Origin of the sequence: Psychroserpens sp. (assembly GCF_034670085.1) — a bacterium.
Classification (GTDB): domain Bacteria; phylum Bacteroidota; class Bacteroidia; order Flavobacteriales; family Flavobacteriaceae; genus Psychroserpens.
The window spans coordinates 204011-220357 of record NZ_JAXMOD010000002.1 but is presented as its reverse complement, the minus strand read 5'-3'; the positions used below and the strand labels follow the sequence as shown (position 1 = coordinate 220357).

The 16347-nt window shown below is 33.1% G+C and carries 16 protein-coding genes; 3 read left to right on the top strand and 13 right to left on the bottom strand.

Annotated features, from left to right (window positions below; genetic code table 11):
- Positions 1-20: 20 nt before the first annotated feature.
- The 4 genes from VOI25_RS04760 to dnaA all read right to left on the bottom strand — a co-directional run bounded on the left by VOI25_RS04760 (position 21) and on the right by dnaA (position 4107).
- Entirely contained in the window at positions 21-737 is a 717-nt protein-coding gene (locus tag VOI25_RS04760; protein WP_323787854.1) for an SAM-dependent methyltransferase, read from the bottom strand.
- 2 nt (positions 738-739) lie between these two features.
- A complete protein-coding gene (locus VOI25_RS04755) occupies positions 740-2137 on the bottom strand; it encodes a PQQ-dependent sugar dehydrogenase (RefSeq protein WP_323787853.1) in 1398 nt (465 codons plus the stop codon).
- Positions 2138-2206: 69 nt separating this feature from the next.
- Positions 2207-2671 carry a low molecular weight protein-tyrosine-phosphatase gene (locus tag VOI25_RS04750; protein ID WP_323787852.1) on the bottom strand — a complete coding sequence of 155 codons (465 nt, stop codon included), beginning with the start codon at positions 2669-2671 and terminating at the stop codon, positions 2207-2209.
- Between the two features lie 8 nt (positions 2672-2679).
- Positions 2680-4107 carry a chromosomal replication initiator protein DnaA gene (gene dnaA / locus VOI25_RS04745; RefSeq protein WP_323787851.1) on the bottom strand — a complete coding sequence of 476 codons (1428 nt, stop codon included), beginning with the start codon at positions 4105-4107 and terminating at the stop codon, positions 2680-2682.
- A gap of 191 nt (positions 4108-4298) precedes the next feature.
- Here dnaA and VOI25_RS04740 point away from each other — a divergent pair, with 191 nt between their 5' ends.
- A complete protein-coding gene (locus VOI25_RS04740) occupies positions 4299-4709 on the top strand; it encodes a thioesterase family protein (RefSeq protein WP_323787850.1) in 411 nt (136 codons plus the stop codon).
- Here the strand turns inward: VOI25_RS04740 and VOI25_RS04735 are convergent.
- Genes VOI25_RS04735 through VOI25_RS04715 form a run of 5 tightly spaced genes read right to left on the bottom strand, consistent with a single transcriptional unit; the run spans position 4706 to position 8250 of the window.
- Entirely contained in the window at positions 4706-5326 is a 621-nt protein-coding gene (locus VOI25_RS04735) for a YigZ family protein (RefSeq protein ID WP_323787849.1), read from the bottom strand. The genes VOI25_RS04740 and VOI25_RS04735 overlap by 4 nt on opposite strands.
- Entirely contained in the window at positions 5326-6189 is an 864-nt protein-coding gene (locus VOI25_RS04730) for an EamA/RhaT family transporter (protein ID WP_323787848.1), read from the bottom strand. The genes VOI25_RS04735 and VOI25_RS04730 overlap by 1 nt, the downstream gene beginning before the upstream one ends.
- Entirely contained in the window at positions 6186-6803 is a 618-nt protein-coding gene (locus tag VOI25_RS04725) for an HAD family phosphatase (RefSeq protein WP_323787847.1), read from the bottom strand. The genes VOI25_RS04730 and VOI25_RS04725 overlap by 4 nt, the downstream gene beginning before the upstream one ends.
- Positions 6790-7794: a bifunctional diaminohydroxyphosphoribosylaminopyrimidine deaminase/5-amino-6-(5-phosphoribosylamino)uracil reductase RibD gene (gene ribD, locus VOI25_RS04720; protein WP_323787846.1), complete on the bottom strand. Its 1005-nt coding sequence runs from the start codon at positions 7792-7794 to the stop codon at positions 6790-6792. The genes VOI25_RS04725 and ribD overlap by 14 nt, the downstream gene beginning before the upstream one ends.
- Positions 7795-8250, bottom strand: a complete 456-nt coding sequence (locus VOI25_RS04715; RefSeq protein ID WP_323787845.1) for a hypothetical protein — start codon at positions 8248-8250, stop codon at positions 7795-7797. It abuts the gene before it with no gap.
- A gap of 53 nt (positions 8251-8303) precedes the next feature.
- Here VOI25_RS04715 and VOI25_RS04710 point away from each other — a divergent pair, with 53 nt between their 5' ends.
- Both VOI25_RS04710 and prmC read left to right on the top strand, forming a co-directional pair.
- The gene (locus tag VOI25_RS04710) at positions 8304-8795 is read left to right on the top strand and encodes a GNAT family N-acetyltransferase (protein WP_323787844.1); all 492 of its coding nucleotides are present in this window, start codon (positions 8304-8306) and stop codon (positions 8793-8795) included.
- On the top strand, positions 8765-9649 hold the full coding sequence (gene prmC / locus VOI25_RS04705; protein ID WP_323787843.1) for a peptide chain release factor N(5)-glutamine methyltransferase: 885 nt from the start codon (positions 8765-8767) through the stop codon (positions 9647-9649). Before VOI25_RS04710 ends, prmC begins: the two co-directional genes overlap by 31 nt.
- Here prmC and VOI25_RS04700 read toward each other — a convergent pair whose 3' ends face one another.
- From VOI25_RS04700 to VOI25_RS04685, 4 genes are read right to left on the bottom strand one after another with little or no spacing between them, the layout of a single operon-like run.
- A complete protein-coding gene (locus tag VOI25_RS04700; protein WP_323787842.1) occupies positions 9650-12124 on the bottom strand; it encodes a beta-mannosidase in 2475 nt (824 codons plus the stop codon).
- A gap of 1 nt (position 12125) precedes the next feature.
- Positions 12126-13325, bottom strand: a complete 1200-nt coding sequence (locus VOI25_RS04695) for a peptide-N-glycosidase F-related protein (protein WP_323787841.1) — start codon at positions 13323-13325, stop codon at positions 12126-12128.
- Positions 13322-14023, bottom strand: coding sequence for a copper homeostasis protein CutC (locus tag VOI25_RS04690; RefSeq protein ID WP_323787840.1), 702 nt, complete (start codon positions 14021-14023; stop codon positions 13322-13324). Before VOI25_RS04690 ends, VOI25_RS04695 begins: the two co-directional genes overlap by 4 nt.
- Before the next feature lies 1 nt (position 14024).
- Positions 14025-16292: a beta-N-acetylhexosaminidase gene (locus tag VOI25_RS04685; protein WP_323787839.1), complete on the bottom strand. Its 2268-nt coding sequence runs from the start codon at positions 16290-16292 to the stop codon at positions 14025-14027.
- Positions 16293-16347: the final 55 nt, after the last annotated feature.

Sequence of the window (16347 nt, the reverse complement as noted above, 5' to 3'; positions counted from 1 at the left end):
TTTCTTTAACTTAAAAGAAATTAGTCTTTGTGAATTACGAAAATAGCTGGTCGTTTATGTAAATCTACTTTTACATGTTTCCATTCACCAACAGTTAAAGTTTTTATGTATTCTGTTGGTAAGGTGATGTCGCAAGCGATACAAACTCGCGTTTGAGGGTGTAAAGCGCTACAAATGTCTTCGATAATTTTATTGTTGCGGTAAGGTGTTTCAATAAAAAGTTGGGTTTGATTTTGCTCGTATGACATGCGCTCCATTTTTTTTAGAGTTGCTTTTCGTTCGCTTTTATCAATAGGAATATAGCCATTAAAGGCAAAGCTTTGTCCATTCATACCAGAACTCATTAATGCCAATACAATTGAAGAAGGTCCAACGAGTGGAACAACTTGTATATTGTTTTCATGAGCTAACTTTACAACATCTGCTCCAGGATCTGCTATTCCTGGGCAACCTGCTTCAGATAATAAACCCATAGATTTCCCGTGTTTGCATGCATCAAGAAAACTTCGTATTTCTTCAGGTTGCGTATACTTATTTAAAATCTCAAATTTTAGGAAAGATTGTTGTTTTCTTGAATCGATTTTTTTTATAAATCGTCTAGCCGTTTTTTCATTTTCAACGATATAGTCATCAACTAATTCAATTATTTTTTTTACTGAAATAGGTAATACTTCTAATGGAGGATTATCTCCAAGACGCGTTGGAATGAGGTAAAGTTTTCCGAAATCTGTGTTCATTTCTAGTTCACTACAAGTTTACGTGTATCCTTATTTCCATTTATATCAGAAATTTCAACAAGGTAAATGCCATTAGCCATATTCTTTGTAGATATCGATATGCTTTGGTCTGTAAATCCAGTAACAGTTTTAATAGTTTTACCTAAGATATTGTAAAATGTGATTGTGTTGATTTGAATAGACGTACCTGTTGCATCAAAATTTAGAACTGAATCTGAAGGATTTGGATACATTTTTACTGATTTGAAACTTTCGTCATCAATACTTAGGTTGGCATCTGTAATTCTCGAAATCGTCCCAGAAACTAAGCCAACAACATATAATTCACCATTTATATCTTCAGCAAAAGCAGAAAATCCACCATTAAATTGATCTTCAAACGTCAATTGAAAGACATCTGGAGATGTTTCTCTCACGACACCAATTTGATCACTACAATAATCTGCAAAGAAGTAAAGTCCGTCTAAACTACTTTGTTGAGTTCCTCTATATCTATAACCTCCAGTAATTGAACACTTAAATGGACTTCCGCCATAGGCATATTCTGCAACTGGGAATGTAAGGGTGTTCATTGGAGGACAACCAGCAGTATCAAATACAGAATTACCTTCATAGCATTTCCAACCATAGTTTTCGCCACCTGAGCTTGATGCTAATACCCTGTCTATTTCTTCTCTATTGCTTTGTCCAACATCTGCAATCCACATGTCACCATTATTGCGATCGAAAGAAAATTTCCACGGATTTCTCAAACCATAAGCCCAAATTTCATCAAGAGCAGCAGTATTACTTACAAAAGGATTATCTACTGGAATACCATAATTTCCATTACTGGTTCCATCAACATCAATTCTAAGCATTTTTCCTAATAACACGCCTAGATTTTGAGCTCTATTTCCCGGGTCACCTCCTGATCCACCATCACCAGTTGAAATATATAAATAACCATCATTTGGTCCGAAATGCATATCGCCTCCATTGTGATTACCAAAAGGTTGAGAAATTGTCATTAAAATAAGTTCAGAGCCTGAATCGGCTGTATCTGCAGTACTTCTTGTAAACCTTGAAATTACGGTGTCTCCAGAATTATTGATATAATTCACATAAAAGAAGCCATTTGAAGCATAATTTGGATGAAAAGCCATAGCTAATAATCCTTGTTCGCCACCATTATTGATTACAAGTGGATCGATGTTTAAAAATGCTGTTGAGTTTGTAGAACCGTTAGCATTCAATATTTTAATGATACCAGCACGTTCAACAACAAATAATCTGTCATCTCCAGCGTGTTTGACATTTACTGGACTTGAAAATCCAGTAGCAAAAGTTTCTAATTCAATATCTTGAGAAAAACTAAATGCGTATATCATACACATAAAGTATAGGGTAATTTTTTTCATAGCTATGTAATTTTTAGGACTCTTTTTGCTAAAAATACAAAAAAACTAATAATTGATTAAAGAAAATTCCTATATATCAATGTTTTGCAGTTTTTTTGATAGAAGAATACATGCTTTATCTAAGAGTTGAAAAACGTGTTCAAACCCTAAATCATCGCCATAATAAGGATCTGGAACCTGTTTATTTTCAATAGAATAGTCAACGTCAAGAATGCATTTTACTTTAGCTATATCATTTGTGTTTCTAGCTAATGCTAGCACATTTTGGTAGTTTGAGTCGTCCATAGTAAATATGAAATCAAAGGTGTCAAAATCTGATACTTTGAATTGTCTGCCTCGTTGATTTGAAATATCAATACCATGAGATTTCGCGACTTTAATAGAGCGATGGTCAGGAGCATCACCAATATGATAGTTGGCTGTACCTGCAGAATCTACATAAAATTGGTTTGAGGGTAATTTAGATTCTAAAATACCATGTGCTAATGGAGATCGACAAATATTGCCTAAACAAACCATTAAGATACTAGTCATGATATTGCTTATAAGGATAGTTTCTTAGAAAGGTCTTCAACGTACTTTCTAAATTGCTTATCTGTAGAAGATAAGTTATCTACAGTTTTACAAGCATGAAGAACCGTAGCATGATCTCGCTTACCTATTTGTGAGCCTATACTTGCTAAGGAAGCTTTAGTGTATTTTTTAGCAAAGAACATGGCTAATTGTCTAGCTTGAACAATATGACGTTTTCTTGTTTTTGATTGAAGTGTACTAACATCCATTTGGAAATAATCTGAAACGACTTTTTGAATGTAGTCTATTGATACTTCACGTTTCGTGTTTTTGACGAATTTCTCAACAATTTCTTTAGCTAAATTAACTGTAATTTCTTTTTTATTGAATGATGATTGTGCAATTAAAGAAATAATAGCACCTTCAAGTTCACGTACATTAGTTTTGATATGTTTTGCAACATATTCAATAATATCATCTGGCATTTCAACACCATCACGATATAACTTGTTCTTTAAAATTGAAACTCTAGTTTCAAAGTCTGGGCTTTGAAGTTCTGCAGAAAGTCCCCATTTAAAACGAGATAATAAGCGTTGCTCAATGTCTTGCATATCAACAGGTGCTTTGTCACTTGTTAAGATAACCTGCTTTCCGTTTTGATGTAAATGATTAAAAATATGGAAGAATACATCTTGAGTTCCAGATTTTCCAGATAAGAACTGTACATCATCAATTATTAAAACATCTATAATTTGATAGAAGTGAATGAAATCATTTCTATTATTTTTCTTTACGGCATCAATATATTGCTGAGTGAATTTTTCGGCAGAAATATATAGAACAGTTTTTTCAGGATATTTATCTTTTATATCAACACCAATAGCATGAGCTAAATGCGTTTTTCCTAAGCCAACACCACCAAAAATCAATAAAGGATTAAATGATGTACCTCCAGGTTTATTCGCGACTGCTAATCCTGCATTTCTAGCCAACCTATTAGAATCACCTTCTAAGAAATTTTCGAAACTATAATTTGGATTGAGTTGTGATTCAATTTTAACATTTCTAATTCCTGGAATCACAAACGGATTCTTTAATTCAGGATTTTTGTTTTTAAGAGGAACATCTACATCTTGAGATTTCATTGCGCCTCTATTTGAACTTGGAATTTTTTCAGTAAATGGTTGCTTGTTACCATAGGTGTTTTCCATTTTGATAACATAAACCAGTTTTGCTGTTTCACCTAATTGTTTGGTTAAAGCGACCTTTAGGATTTTTACATAATGTTCTTCTAACCACTCATAGAAAAATTTACTTGGTACTTGAATGCTTAATGCATTATCTGAAAGTTTAACTGCGATTATGGGCTCAAACCAAGTTTTATAGGCTTGAGGTTGAATATTGTCTTTTATAAAAGACAGACAGTTAGTCCAAACCGATTGCGCAGTTACATCCATTCTCTAAGTGTAATTTTTATGTTGTTAGTTAGTTAGCAAAAAAAAGAGAAATCCTAATTTCTCTGGGTTGATTTTTACATGACAAATATGTGAACAAATTATTTAATAAAAAAATCAAAAGGTGTTGATTTTCTAGAATTTTTTCCTCATGTTTAAATCGAGTCGAAATTACAAAAAAAATATCAAAAACGATGACGAATCTGACTAAACCTGATGAAATACAATTTAGAGTGCGATATGGAGAAACAGACCAAATGGGAGTTGTATATCACGGTAATTATGCTCAATATTTTGAAATAGGACGAACTGAGTGGCTACGAAAAATGGGTTTTTCTTATAGACAAATGGAAGAAGAGGGAATTATGTTACCCGTAATTACTTTATCTATAAATTACAAAAAGTCAGCGTGTTATGACGACCTCATTAAAGTAAAAACTAAACTTGTAAAAAAACCGACGGCTAAAATTGAATTTGATTATGAAATTTTAAATGAAAATAATGAAATTTTGACAACTGGAAATTCTGTTTTGGTATTTATGGATATTCATAAGAATCGACCTACAAGATGTCCAGAATATATTTTAGATAAACTGCAAATTTAATCGTTCAATGTTCGTATTTCAATTTCATATAGACGGTCAAATATTTCAAAAATAGAATCCGCTTCATTTAACCTTACCGAAATATTAAGTTCACAATTTAATTCTAAAGTTTGTTTTATCACATTTAGATTTTTTTCTTTTACAATGCGCATTACCTTATTCATATTTTTATAGTCGAACGTGATACTATATTCAATATTTATTGTTTTGGATACAATTTTTGAAGCTTCTAAAGCCATTTGAGCTCCAGTTCTATAAGCATTAATAAGTCCGCTTACACCTAATTTTACGCCTCCAAAATATCGAACTACTACAATAAGGATATTTGTTACATCAAACGATTGTATTTGTCCGTAAATTGGCATTCCTGCACTATTATTGGGTTCACCATCGTCATTAGCTCTAAAACTATAGTCATTTTCAGACTTGCCTAACTGATACGCATAACACCAATGCCTTGCTTGGTGATGTTGTTTTTTTAAATCTTCAAGATGTGATTTTACATCTTCTTCAGTGTTTACAGGAAATGCATAACCGAAAAACTTACTGTTCTTATCTTTAAAAAGCACTTCAGGAGATGCTTTGGTTATTGTGTTATACGTGTCTTTTTCAGTCATTAAGACAAAGTTACTAATACAATTGAAACTATAGCCAACAAGATGCCAAACCAATTCGTTTTTGAGATTGATTCTTTAAAAGCTAAAAGTCCTAAAAGTGTTGATATCATGACAATTGCCACATTATTTACCGTAAATAAAGTAGAACTTTCTAGACTTTCATGATTTAGAGCTTTTAATAAATAACACATAGAATAGTAGTTAACTATACCTAATGCGCTACCTGCTATTATTGTTTTAAATGGAATGTTACGTGACTTCTTAAATGACCTATAAATAAGAATACTTGAGCCTATAATAAACGCAAACGCAAAGATGGTTGCAGAAAATATAGGAATTCCATTTTCTGAAATGTATGTTGTTTCAATATATTTTATAGACGTGTCTATAATTCCTGAACCAAAAAATAATAGAATAGGAAACAACAGACCTTTAGCCAAATTACTTGTCGTTTTTGGTCGTACTGAGGTCAAGTATACTGCAATAAGTGCGAGAATAATTCCTATAATTTTTTGAGCTCCAACACCTTCGTTGTATGCATAAATACCAAAAACTACTGGAATAATAACACTCATTTTAGAAGCTACCGAAACAACTGAAATCCCATTACGTTGGGCCGTAATTGCCATTACATTAAAAACAGCTATAAATAAGAATGCGAGTACAATAGCTCCAAGTAACCATTTTGATTCTAAAATTTCGCCGACATTTAAAGGTTTGTCATAACTCAAAACACCAAATAAACAGGCTGTGAAATAATTCACAACAATCGCTTGAAGTGTATTGATTTTGAATTTATCAAGAAGTTTGAAAATGATAAAAATGAGCGTTGAAGCTGTTATGCTTAATAGTAAATATATCAAAACAAGTCTTCTTTAATAGAGAATAAATCGATGACGTTCTCTTTAGTTTCATCAATATTCCAAATATGAATGCCTAATTTAGATGCCGTATCTGTGTTGTCTTTAGTATCGTCTATAAACAAACATTCTTCAGCTTTTAAATTATTTTGTTTTAACACAAATTGGTAAATATCTTCATTTGGCTTTCTTAAATTGATCTCATGTGATAGATAAAACTGATCAAAACAGGATTTAAACTCTTCATAAAATGACACTTTTTCTTTAACCCAATTAATATGAATTTCGTTGGTGTTGCTAAGCAATATGAGTTTATACTTGTTTTCCTGTTTTAAATTCTGAAGGAATTCTAAGCGATTCTTCGGAAAATCTTTTAAGATGAAATTCCAAGCATCAATAATATTGTTTTTTGATAGCTTCTGAAAATTATCAGTATAGAATTCAATAAATTCTTCAGAAGAGATTAGTCCTTGTTCATAGAGCGTATTGATGGCAATGAGATCTTCAGGTAATTCATCTAATTCAAATATATCGAGTGCATTTTTCATGGCACCTTCTTTGTCTAAATTGATGAATACATCACCAAAATCGAATATGATTGTTTTAATTGTTGACATATATTTTTAGGTAATCTTCTACAATAGTTTGTTCTGAAATTAGTTTTCCTGAAATTTTAGGCGCTTGTGTGCCTGTTTTAAATTCTGATCTTCCAGTAAAAATGCGAGCTTCATCCCAAAGGTTTTCATCTATAAAGGTTTGTAGCGTTCGCAATCCACCTTCAATAATAACTGAATTAATGTCTTTTGAATGAAGATAACTACAAATTTCTTGAGCTAAAGGGTTTTTAAAATCAACTTCGTTTTCGGAAATACAAATAGTTTCAGATTCAGAATTAAATACAGCATGCTTTTTAGATAATTTATGGTTGCGGTCAATCACAAATCTAATGGGATTTTGTCCTGTCCAATCTCTAACCGTTAAACTCGGATTGTCTTCTAAAACCGTATTGGTTCCAACTAAAATAGCTTGTTCTTCAGCTCGCCATTTATGGACTAATTGTCTTGAATATATATTAGTAATCCAAACGGGTTCAGTCTTGTCTTTAGTTTGAGGAGCAATGAAACCATCACTAGTTTCTGCCCATTTCAATATAATGTATGGTCGTTTCTTATTATGAAACGTAAAAAAACGTTGGTGATGCGCTTTGCATTGGTCTTCTAAAACACCAACCGAAACGTCACATCCAGCCGCTTTTAGTTTTGCAATGCCTTTTCCAGCAACTTCAGGATTGTCATCAATACAACCAATTACGACCTTCGGAATTTGATGTTTAATGATGACATCTGAACAAGGTGGTGTTTTTCCAAAATGTGAGCAAGGTTCGAGCGTGACATAAAGTGTGGCTTCATTTAATAAGTCTTTGTTTTTAACCGAATTGATAGCGTTCACTTCTGCATGATGTCCTCCATAAGCACTAGTGTAGCCTTCACCAATGATTTTATTATTATGAACAATAAGAGCACCAACCATGGGATTTGGAGCAGTGCTACCTAATCCGTTTTTGGCAATGTCTATGCAGCGTTGTATGTGTATTTCGTGATTAGCCAATTAGAATTTAATTTTAACATCTTTGGTTTCATCAACAGCATAAGTATGTGAAAAACCAAAAACTTTATATTTAATCTCACCTTTATATTGCACCTTTATTTTTTTACTGAATAAACTTCCTAATAAGCCACTTAAACTTTTATCACTAAACAAACTATCTGTTGGAACATCAGCTCTTAATGGAATAGAAAATTCTATCTTGGCTGGAACTTCAAACGATTCAGTTGAAACTGAAGCCATTTCATTACCATTTACAATAACTTTTATACCATCTGTTTTTAATGCACCTCCAATATCATTCGGATTCATAAATAATGCATCAGCTGTAAGCGTTATTGTTTTACTTGTGGATTCTAAAACTTTAATATTTTCAACACGTAAAAATTCTGGTTTTTCTTTTACAGAACAGGATATAAAAGTGATGACAAGTGTTGATAAGATTATAAGCTTCTTCATATGAGTATTTTCAGATTTGTACTATCTTCACAGAGCAAAAATAGACTATTACAGTGAGCAAAGATACTATTGTTATTCGAGAAATACGTCCTGAAGACAATCCGCAAATTGAAGCAATTATTAAAGGGTGTTTCCCGGAATTTAAAATTCCATTAAAAGGCACAGCCTATGAAGATGCTGAAACGCCATTTATGTTCGAATCTTATCAAGGCGAACGCGAAGTTTATTATGTAATTGCAAATGAAAATGAAGTTTTAGGTGGTGGAGGAATAAAACCACTTCAAGATTTTGATGCTAATGTATGTGAACTTCAAAAGATGTATTTTTCACCAAAGGTTAGAGGTAAAGGCTTTGGTAAACTCATGTTTAAAAGGTGTTTACAAGCGGCTAAAGATTTCGGATTTGAAATCTGCTATCTCGAATCTGCTTCACAATTAAAAGCTGCTATTCATATTTATGAGGATTTTGGATTTGAGCATAGAACAGAACCTTTAGGAAACACAGGACATTATTCATGTGGTGTTTGGATGACGAAGACATTATGAGGTTAAAAACTATTCTTGATAGGTTCCATTCGTCATTAGATGATGACTATGGCAAAGATGAAGTCAATTCATTCTTCGATTTATTATTGGAACATTACTTAAGTATAAAACGAATTCAATTGGTTTTAAACCCTGAATATGTAATCACTAAAGAACAAGAACTTTTGTTTTTAGGTGCTTTAGAAGTGTTAAAAAGTAATACACCAATACAATATGTTATAGGCGAAACTGAATTTTACGGTTTGCCATTTAAAGTAAATGAACACACTTTAATTCCGAGGCCAGAAACTGAAGAGTTGGTAAGCTTGATAATTGAAGGGGTCACTTCGAGCACAGTCGAGAAGTCTTTAAACCTCCTTGATATTGGAACTGGATCAGGATGTATTTCAATTTCTTTAGCAAAAAATCTTCCAGCAGCAAAGGTTCATGCTTTAGATATTTCGGAAGCTGCGTTAACTATTGCAAAGCAAAATGCGGAATTGAATGGTGTAGAAGTAGTTTTCATTCATGATGATATTTTGAATCCAGATATGTCTACATCTACTGGTTATGATATTATTGTTTCTAATCCACCTTATGTTAGAAACCTAGAAAAAGCTGAAATTAAACCCAATGTACTTGACAATGAACCACATTTGGCTTTATTTGTTGATGATGAAAACCCACTACAGTTTTACAAAGCGATTTGTGAGTTTGCGAAAGCCAAGCTTAAAGTAGGAGGTGTTTTGTATTTTGAAATCAACGAATATTTAGGTCAGGACATGATTCAGCTTTTAGAAGACTTTGGTTTTAAATCTATTGTGTTGAAACAGGATTTATTTGGTAAAGATCGCATGATTAAATGTACGAAGTAGTTAATTCACTAATTGGTTCAAACTTTTAATTTTTAAATCTTCAAGGCTTGAAGCTTCCGTTTCAAATGTAAGTGTTACTGCTTTATTCGGCAACAAATCAAAATAGTTGTCGCTAAAATGTCCTTTATTTATTGTGTAAAGAAACACATTCTTCTGAAGTGTTGTACTTTGCAATTGAATTTTAAATCCGCTTTCAGTTTTAGTAATAGTTTGTTTTATTGGAGCTATTTGGAGTTTCAAATCCTTTGGTTTAGATAGATAGAAATGTGTAGTTTTATTACTTAGCGTTGTAGTCACGACAATTTCATTTGTATTCAAATTAAGTGTGCTTAAATCTAATTGATATTTGATAGCACTTGAATTTCCTTTAATATCCACTGTTTCATAAATGTCATGAAGAACTTTTCCATTAAAGTCTAAAATTTGAATCCATAACATATCTTGAAAGGATTCTAATTTATCATTTATGATATACGTTTTCAAAGTGTCATTTTCAACACTAGTTGATGCGATTACATTCTCAAAACTCTTTTTCGCATGATAATGCAAGGCTTTCCAATTCCCAAAGTAATCAATACTCGACCATGACACAGCTGGCCAACAATCGTTAAGTTGCCAAAAGAGCGTTCCCATATTATAAGGTTTTGCTCTGCGATGCGCTTCAATACCTTTGGTAATGCCATAGGCTTGTAGCAACTGACTTACATACACATAATCTTCTGGATGATTTGGAACAGGAAAATCACGTCGCATATAGTCATCGATTAATTCGAAACCGCGAACATGTTTTTGGTGATTTTTAAACCCGTCTGAAGTAATTTCTATAGAATCATTCTGATTAATGTATCGAATGGCTTCATAACTAGGAAATGACTGAAATCCAAACTCACTCATAAATCGTGGCACATTCGCTTCTAAATGTTCAAAAGGATACGCATCATGCCAAATCCACCAATCATGCGCATCACCTTCAGTTTTGTATTTTGGATTTCCACGACCATATTTTGGAGATGATTCCCAGTAACTGGTATTTGAATACTGATCTACAGCTTGAGGAAGAATACGGTCAAAGACTTTTAGATAGTTATTCCAAATCTCATCCTTTTCTTTTTCACTTCTATTGGCTTGCCAACCCCAACGATGCCAACCTTCAGAGTTTTCATTATTGCCGCACCATAACGCTAGTGAAGCATGATTTCGCAGACGTTTTATATGTTGAATGGCTTCCTTTTGAACATTCTTAAGAAAATCTTGATCGCCAGGATACATGGCACATGCAAACATGAAATCCTGCCAAATTAAAATCCCTTTTTCATCACATAAATCATAAAAAACATCTTGTTCATAAATGCCTCCTCCCCAAACTCTGAGCATATTCATATTGGCATCTACTACATCATTTAAAAGCTTCTCATAATGCGAATCTGTTACTTTGTTTTGCAGGCTATTTTGCGGAATGTAATTCGCACCTTTCATATATACAGGAACATCATTGACCTTAAAATAGAAGGATTCTCCAATGCTGTCTTTTTCGGTTACCAACTCAATTGTTCTTAATCCCTTTTTAACAGATATGCTGTCGAGAATTCTTTTGTCATCACGAACAACAACCTTAATATCATACAAATATGGTTCACCAAGATTATGTGGCCACCAGAGTTTTGGGTTTTTGATAGTAATTATTGGCAATACCTCAGGTGTATACTCAAGCAATTTGCCATTAGCATGTAAAGAGTCATTAAGGAAAACCTCATAATTTAAGTCATTACTTTTAGTTTTTTTTAAGTCTATAAATGGAGCAAGGATAGCAATTGAATCATTTAATTCTACTTGTTTAAATTCAATGTCTTTAATTTTTAAATCATTCCAAGCTTTTAATTCTATAGGTTTCCAAATTCCAGAAGTATTCAGTTTTGGTCCCCAATCCCAACCATATTGAAACTGTGCTTTTCTAGTAAAAATGCGATGGCCTTCAGGTAGTTGATAGGATACTTTTGCTTTTTCTTTTTCTTGGGAAATTGAGGTGTGTTCTAACACGATACGCAAATCATTTTCAAGTTTTAGAATAGATTTAACATCCACTGTAAATTCTCGAAAGGCATTATTGGTATCTAGAATTAAGCTATCATTTAAAAATACGGAAGCATAGGTGTCTAAACCTTCAAAATTGAGTTCGATATGCTTTTTTTGAAGTGTTTGTGCTTCAATTGAAAAGTTTGTTTTGTATTCCCAATTGGTTTCTGAAATCCATTGTAAACTATCCTCATTACTACCAATAAAAGGATCTTCAATACGTTTATGATCAAATAAATCGGAATGTACATTTCCAGGAATAGTAGCAGACTTCCAAATGGAATCAGTTACTGCCTTAAATTGCCAATTGTTGTGCAAATCAATAGTTATAGGAACATCGTGTTTTGGTTCGCAACTAAAAAGCACCATAAAAATGGAAACGTAGAAAAGTAGTTTTTTCATCTTAATTGTCATAAACGATATAAGCAGATACCATCCAATAGTTGTTTTCATTGTCTTTTGCTTCTTGGGCTTCAGGAATTGCAATTTTCAAAACGTGTTCGCCTTGCTGTAAATCTCCTAAATCCATAATTTCTGGTTTTACGTCACTTCCGGGACACCAGTTAGAACGCGATAAATCTGACGATGCAATACGATCATCTGAAAGTTCCTCTTCCATGAAATCCTTGGCTAGCCAAGTTCCAGACGTAGGATTGAAGCGCCTAAAACTAGCACAATCATCTCTCCAAGGAATCCATGATTTAATAGTTTTACCATCAAAATCAATACGATGCTCTTTCTTCACAAACTCATCACCTTCTGCATGACCTCCATGACCAGTTGTTATAAAGTATAGTTTTGCATTTTTGTATATAGAAGCAGTAGTAAAGTTTACTTCAATTGGCTGTTTTGAGAAATCATCATAAAGTCGTTGCTCTGAAGCATATTTACTAGTGTTTACTAAAGGAATAACCGATTGTGATGTCTTAATATGATTAGGAATAGCACTTTCTGTAAAGTTTAAATCGACAGAAATAGTGTAACCTTCTTTTGTCCAGGTGTCAATCATAACACCAATATAAACTTCACCTTCTAATAATGGAATAAGGTGTGTGATGTCTTGAGACCATTTTACTTGTTCTTCCCAATGAGGAATATAAGGCGGTTTTCTGTTTTTTACACGTTCATCATTTGTGAAATGACCAACGCCAAAAGGTGTCATAAATCGTAACAATTCAACATTAGGTATGTATTTTAAACTGTCTTTTTGAAATGGAATAGTCGCAGGATATTTTTCGTTGAGTTGCTTCAAATCAAATTGTCCAGTTTCAAAATCTACAAGATTGAGATTTGTGAGATTTGGTATGACAAACAAAGAACCCGATTTATCCCAAGGATCTCCATTTGAGGTTAATGTTACATTAACAGTAGCATTGGGTTGTTTTTCGTATACAGGAATTTTTACTTTTTTCACAAGCACACGTCCTGCATCTAATCTTAAAATACTATCATCTCGTTTTATAGAATCTGATTTAAATGCCATATCGAAATACAAGTTTGTGTTATCAAATACCGAAATATTTGAATCTCCAATCGATTTAGGAGGTTGAGGTTGGCATGAACTGATTAGAATAACCAGTAATAAGAGACTTTTAAATTTCATGAGTTGATTTGTTTTAGAATCGCTTTAATTTCAGTAACATTTGAAATAGTTTGAGGTGTGCTTCCAAAATAGACTGAAGTTGCTGTTGATATAATTTCCGAAGCGGAAGCATGAATTTCGTTAAAACCTGCATCTTTAAATCTTTTAGCATTTTTAGAAGAAATTCCACTGCCAACCAAAATTGTAATACGGTCGTTTGCTTGAGATTTTAAAGTTTCTAAAGTTTCAATTCCATCTATGGCTTTTGGTTGTTGTCCCGAAGTTAAAACTCTATGAACTCCTAAATCAATGAGTTGTTCTAATGCTATTACAGGGTTTGGTACCACATCAAAAGCACGATGGAAGGTAAACGACAAAGGTTTTGATAGTTCAATTAGTTCTTGGGTTCGTTCTATATCAATCGTATTGTCGAGATTTAAAACACCTGAAACAATACCATGGCAACCCAAGTCTTTACAGATTTTAATGTCCTGTTTCATGATCTCAAAATCAGCTTTGGAATATTGAAAGTTTCCACTTCGAGGTCTGATTAATACCAATGTTTCGATATCTAATTCTGAAACGACTTGTTTAATCAAACCGTAACTTGGAGTGATTCCTCCAACGGATAATTCACAGCATAATTCGATACGAGGTGCTCCAGCATCTTGAGCATTTTTGGCGGATAGGAATGAATTGGCACAAATTTCTAACAACATATTAATTAATTATGATTTCGTCTATGAATGTCCAAGCTTTATTGCCAGCGCCTTGTTTGCCTTCTTTAATGATTCCATAGTTTGGAATGCTAAAATTAATGGTTCGTGTATTAACTGGTTTCGTAATTTTAATAGGAATTAATAATTCTGTAGAATTTGAAATATCTATTACAAAAGGTGATTTGTTGTCAAAACTAACAGCAATTTCTTTAGGAGCATAAATCCATTGTCCGTTGCCATTATGGAATCTTGTTTCAATAGAATTAATTTCTGTTTCTTCTCCTAAATCAATAGTTATTTCTAAATCTTCTCCCCAAAATCCTAACCATTCTTTGTCACCATAACGCGAATCACTTCCTGAAATTCCATTAATCAAACCTTGAGTACCACTTCCAGAGTACACAGGACTTGGTTCTTTATTGATAGTAATGGTTTTGCCAAGCCCTTTATGGTAATTGATGGATTCAGAAAAGATGTTACCTAATCTTTGTTCTGAATCAAAAACAGCAGCTTTAATTGTCTTGCTATTTTCAATTGGAATGGCTTGGGTGTAGATTTTAGAAGATAATTTGGGTCCACTACCATCTAAAGTATAGCGAATGGTTTTGTCATCTAAAACCGTTGAAAGTGCATATTCTGTTTTGTTGTTATCTGAAATGAGTTCGCCTGAAATCTCATATAAATGATTCGCATAATTAACATCTAGAGCATCTAATCGTTTGTTGAAATGTTCAACACGTTTGGCAAAATCTAAATAGTTTTTGTCTTCAGTTTTTGACCAAACAACTTCGCTCATGGCTAGTATTCTTGGGAATGCCATATATTCAACTTGATCTTCAGTTGGCATGTATTCCGTCCATATATTCCCTTGAGCACCTAGAATATATTTAGCTTCCTCTTTATTTAATTCTGAAGGGATTGGATTAAAACTATATACTTTTTCTAATGGTAAATAGCCTCCAATAGCTAAAGGTTCGTCTGGATTTGTAGACTGATAATAATCAAAGTAGCAATGTGATGTTGGCGTCATTACAACATTGTGTTTTTGCTTTGCTGCTTCAACTGCACCTCTTGTTCCTCGCCAAGACATGACCGTTGCATTTGGCGCCAAACCACCTTCTAGAATTTCATCCCAACCAATAATTTGTTTGCCTTTAGAGTTGAGATATTTTTCAATACGAGTAATGAAATAGTTTTGTAATTCATGTTCATCTTTTAAACCTTTGGATTTAATTCGGTTCTGACATTGGTTACAAAATTTCCATTTGGTTTTTGGCGCTTCATCACCTCCTATATGAATGAACTCACTTGGAAATAATGCAATGACTTCGTCTAAAACATCTTCAAGGAATTGGAAGGTTTCGTCTTTAGAACAATAAATATGTTCAAAAACACCCCATTTTTCAGCCACATCAACCTGTTCACCTGTGCAGCCTAAATTAGGATAAGCACTAATAGCAGCTTGTGCATGTCCTGGTAATTCAATTTCCGGAATTATTGTCACATGACGCGATTGCGCATAAGCGACTACATCTTTAATCTGTTCCTGTGTGTAAAATCCGCCATAACGTTTGCCATCAAACTGATGAGGTTGGTCGCTAAAATGTCCAATTAATGTTTCATGTCTAAAAGCTGCAACTTCTTGGAGTTTTGGGTATTTTTTAATTTCGATTCTCCAACCTTGATCTTCAGTTAAATGCCAATGGAAGGTATTCATTTTCAGCATCGCAAGTGCATCAATGTAGCGTTTAATAAAATCTACCGAGAACATGTGTCGACCAACATCTAAGTGCATGCCACGATATTGAAATTGTGGTGCATCTTTAATTGTTGCACAAGGAATTGCAATCTCTTTTTTGGTATAAGTACCATTTTCAAATTCGGGAGGCAAAAGTTGACGTAAACTTTGAACGGCATAAAAAGCGCCTTGATCTGTTTTTGCTTTAATTTCTATTTTGTTAGGTAAAATTACTAAGGAATAGCCTTCATTAGTCATAGATTCGTCTATATTTAATGAAATCTTGGAATTACTTTCAAGCTTAATGTTACTTACTTTTTCGATATAAGATTTTAGAAATTCAGCAGCAATTTTGAATCTATTATTATGTTGAATTCCGGTTGAATTGTCTAAAACAAAGGCTCCCTTATTGATGTAATGTGATGAAGGGACAGGAATAATTTGAGTTTTAATATGTGGAATTTCAATATCTTGACAACTGAATAAAAAGCTGATAAAAAGACAGAAAAGCACAATTGTCTTGACATTCATTTTAGTATATTAGATGCTTTAAATATAAGGTAAAAAGTTAACTTTTCACGACGAT

What these genes read in the sequence shown, in the direction of transcription:
- VOI25_RS04760 (WP_323787854.1), bottom strand. Translation starts at nt 737, where the DNA reads ATGAACACAGATTTCGGAAAACTTTACCTCATTCCAACGCGTCTTGGA.
- VOI25_RS04755 (WP_323787853.1), bottom strand. Translation starts at nt 2,137, where the DNA reads ATGAAAAAAATTACCCTATACTTTATGTGTATGATATACGCATTTAGT.
- VOI25_RS04750 (WP_323787852.1), bottom strand. Translation starts at nt 2,671, where the DNA reads ATGACTAGTATCTTAATGGTTTGTTTAGGCAATATTTGTCGATCTCCA.
- dnaA (WP_323787851.1), bottom strand. Translation starts at nt 4,107, where the DNA reads ATGGATGTAACTGCGCAATCGGTTTGGACTAACTGTCTGTCTTTTATA.
- VOI25_RS04740 (WP_323787850.1), top strand. Translation starts at nt 4,299, where the DNA reads ATGACGAATCTGACTAAACCTGATGAAATACAATTTAGAGTGCGATAT.
- VOI25_RS04735 (WP_323787849.1), bottom strand. Translation starts at nt 5,326, where the DNA reads ATGACTGAAAAAGACACGTATAACACAATAACCAAAGCATCTCCTGAA.
- VOI25_RS04725 (WP_323787847.1), bottom strand. Translation starts at nt 6,803, where the DNA reads ATGTCAACAATTAAAACAATCATATTCGATTTTGGTGATGTATTCATC.
- VOI25_RS04715 (WP_323787845.1), bottom strand. Translation starts at nt 8,250, where the DNA reads ATGAAGAAGCTTATAATCTTATCAACACTTGTCATCACTTTTATATCC.
- prmC (WP_323787843.1), top strand. Translation starts at nt 8,765, where the DNA reads ATGTGGTGTTTGGATGACGAAGACATTATGAGGTTAAAAACTATTCTT.
- VOI25_RS04700 (WP_323787842.1), bottom strand. Translation starts at nt 12,124, where the DNA reads ATGAAAAAACTACTTTTCTACGTTTCCATTTTTATGGTGCTTTTTAGT.
- VOI25_RS04695 (WP_323787841.1), bottom strand. Translation starts at nt 13,325, where the DNA reads ATGAAATTTAAAAGTCTCTTATTACTGGTTATTCTAATCAGTTCATGC.
- VOI25_RS04690 (WP_323787840.1), bottom strand. Translation starts at nt 14,023, where the DNA reads ATGTTGTTAGAAATTTGTGCCAATTCATTCCTATCCGCCAAAAATGCT.
- VOI25_RS04685 (WP_323787839.1), bottom strand. Translation starts at nt 16,292, where the DNA reads ATGAATGTCAAGACAATTGTGCTTTTCTGTCTTTTTATCAGCTTTTTA.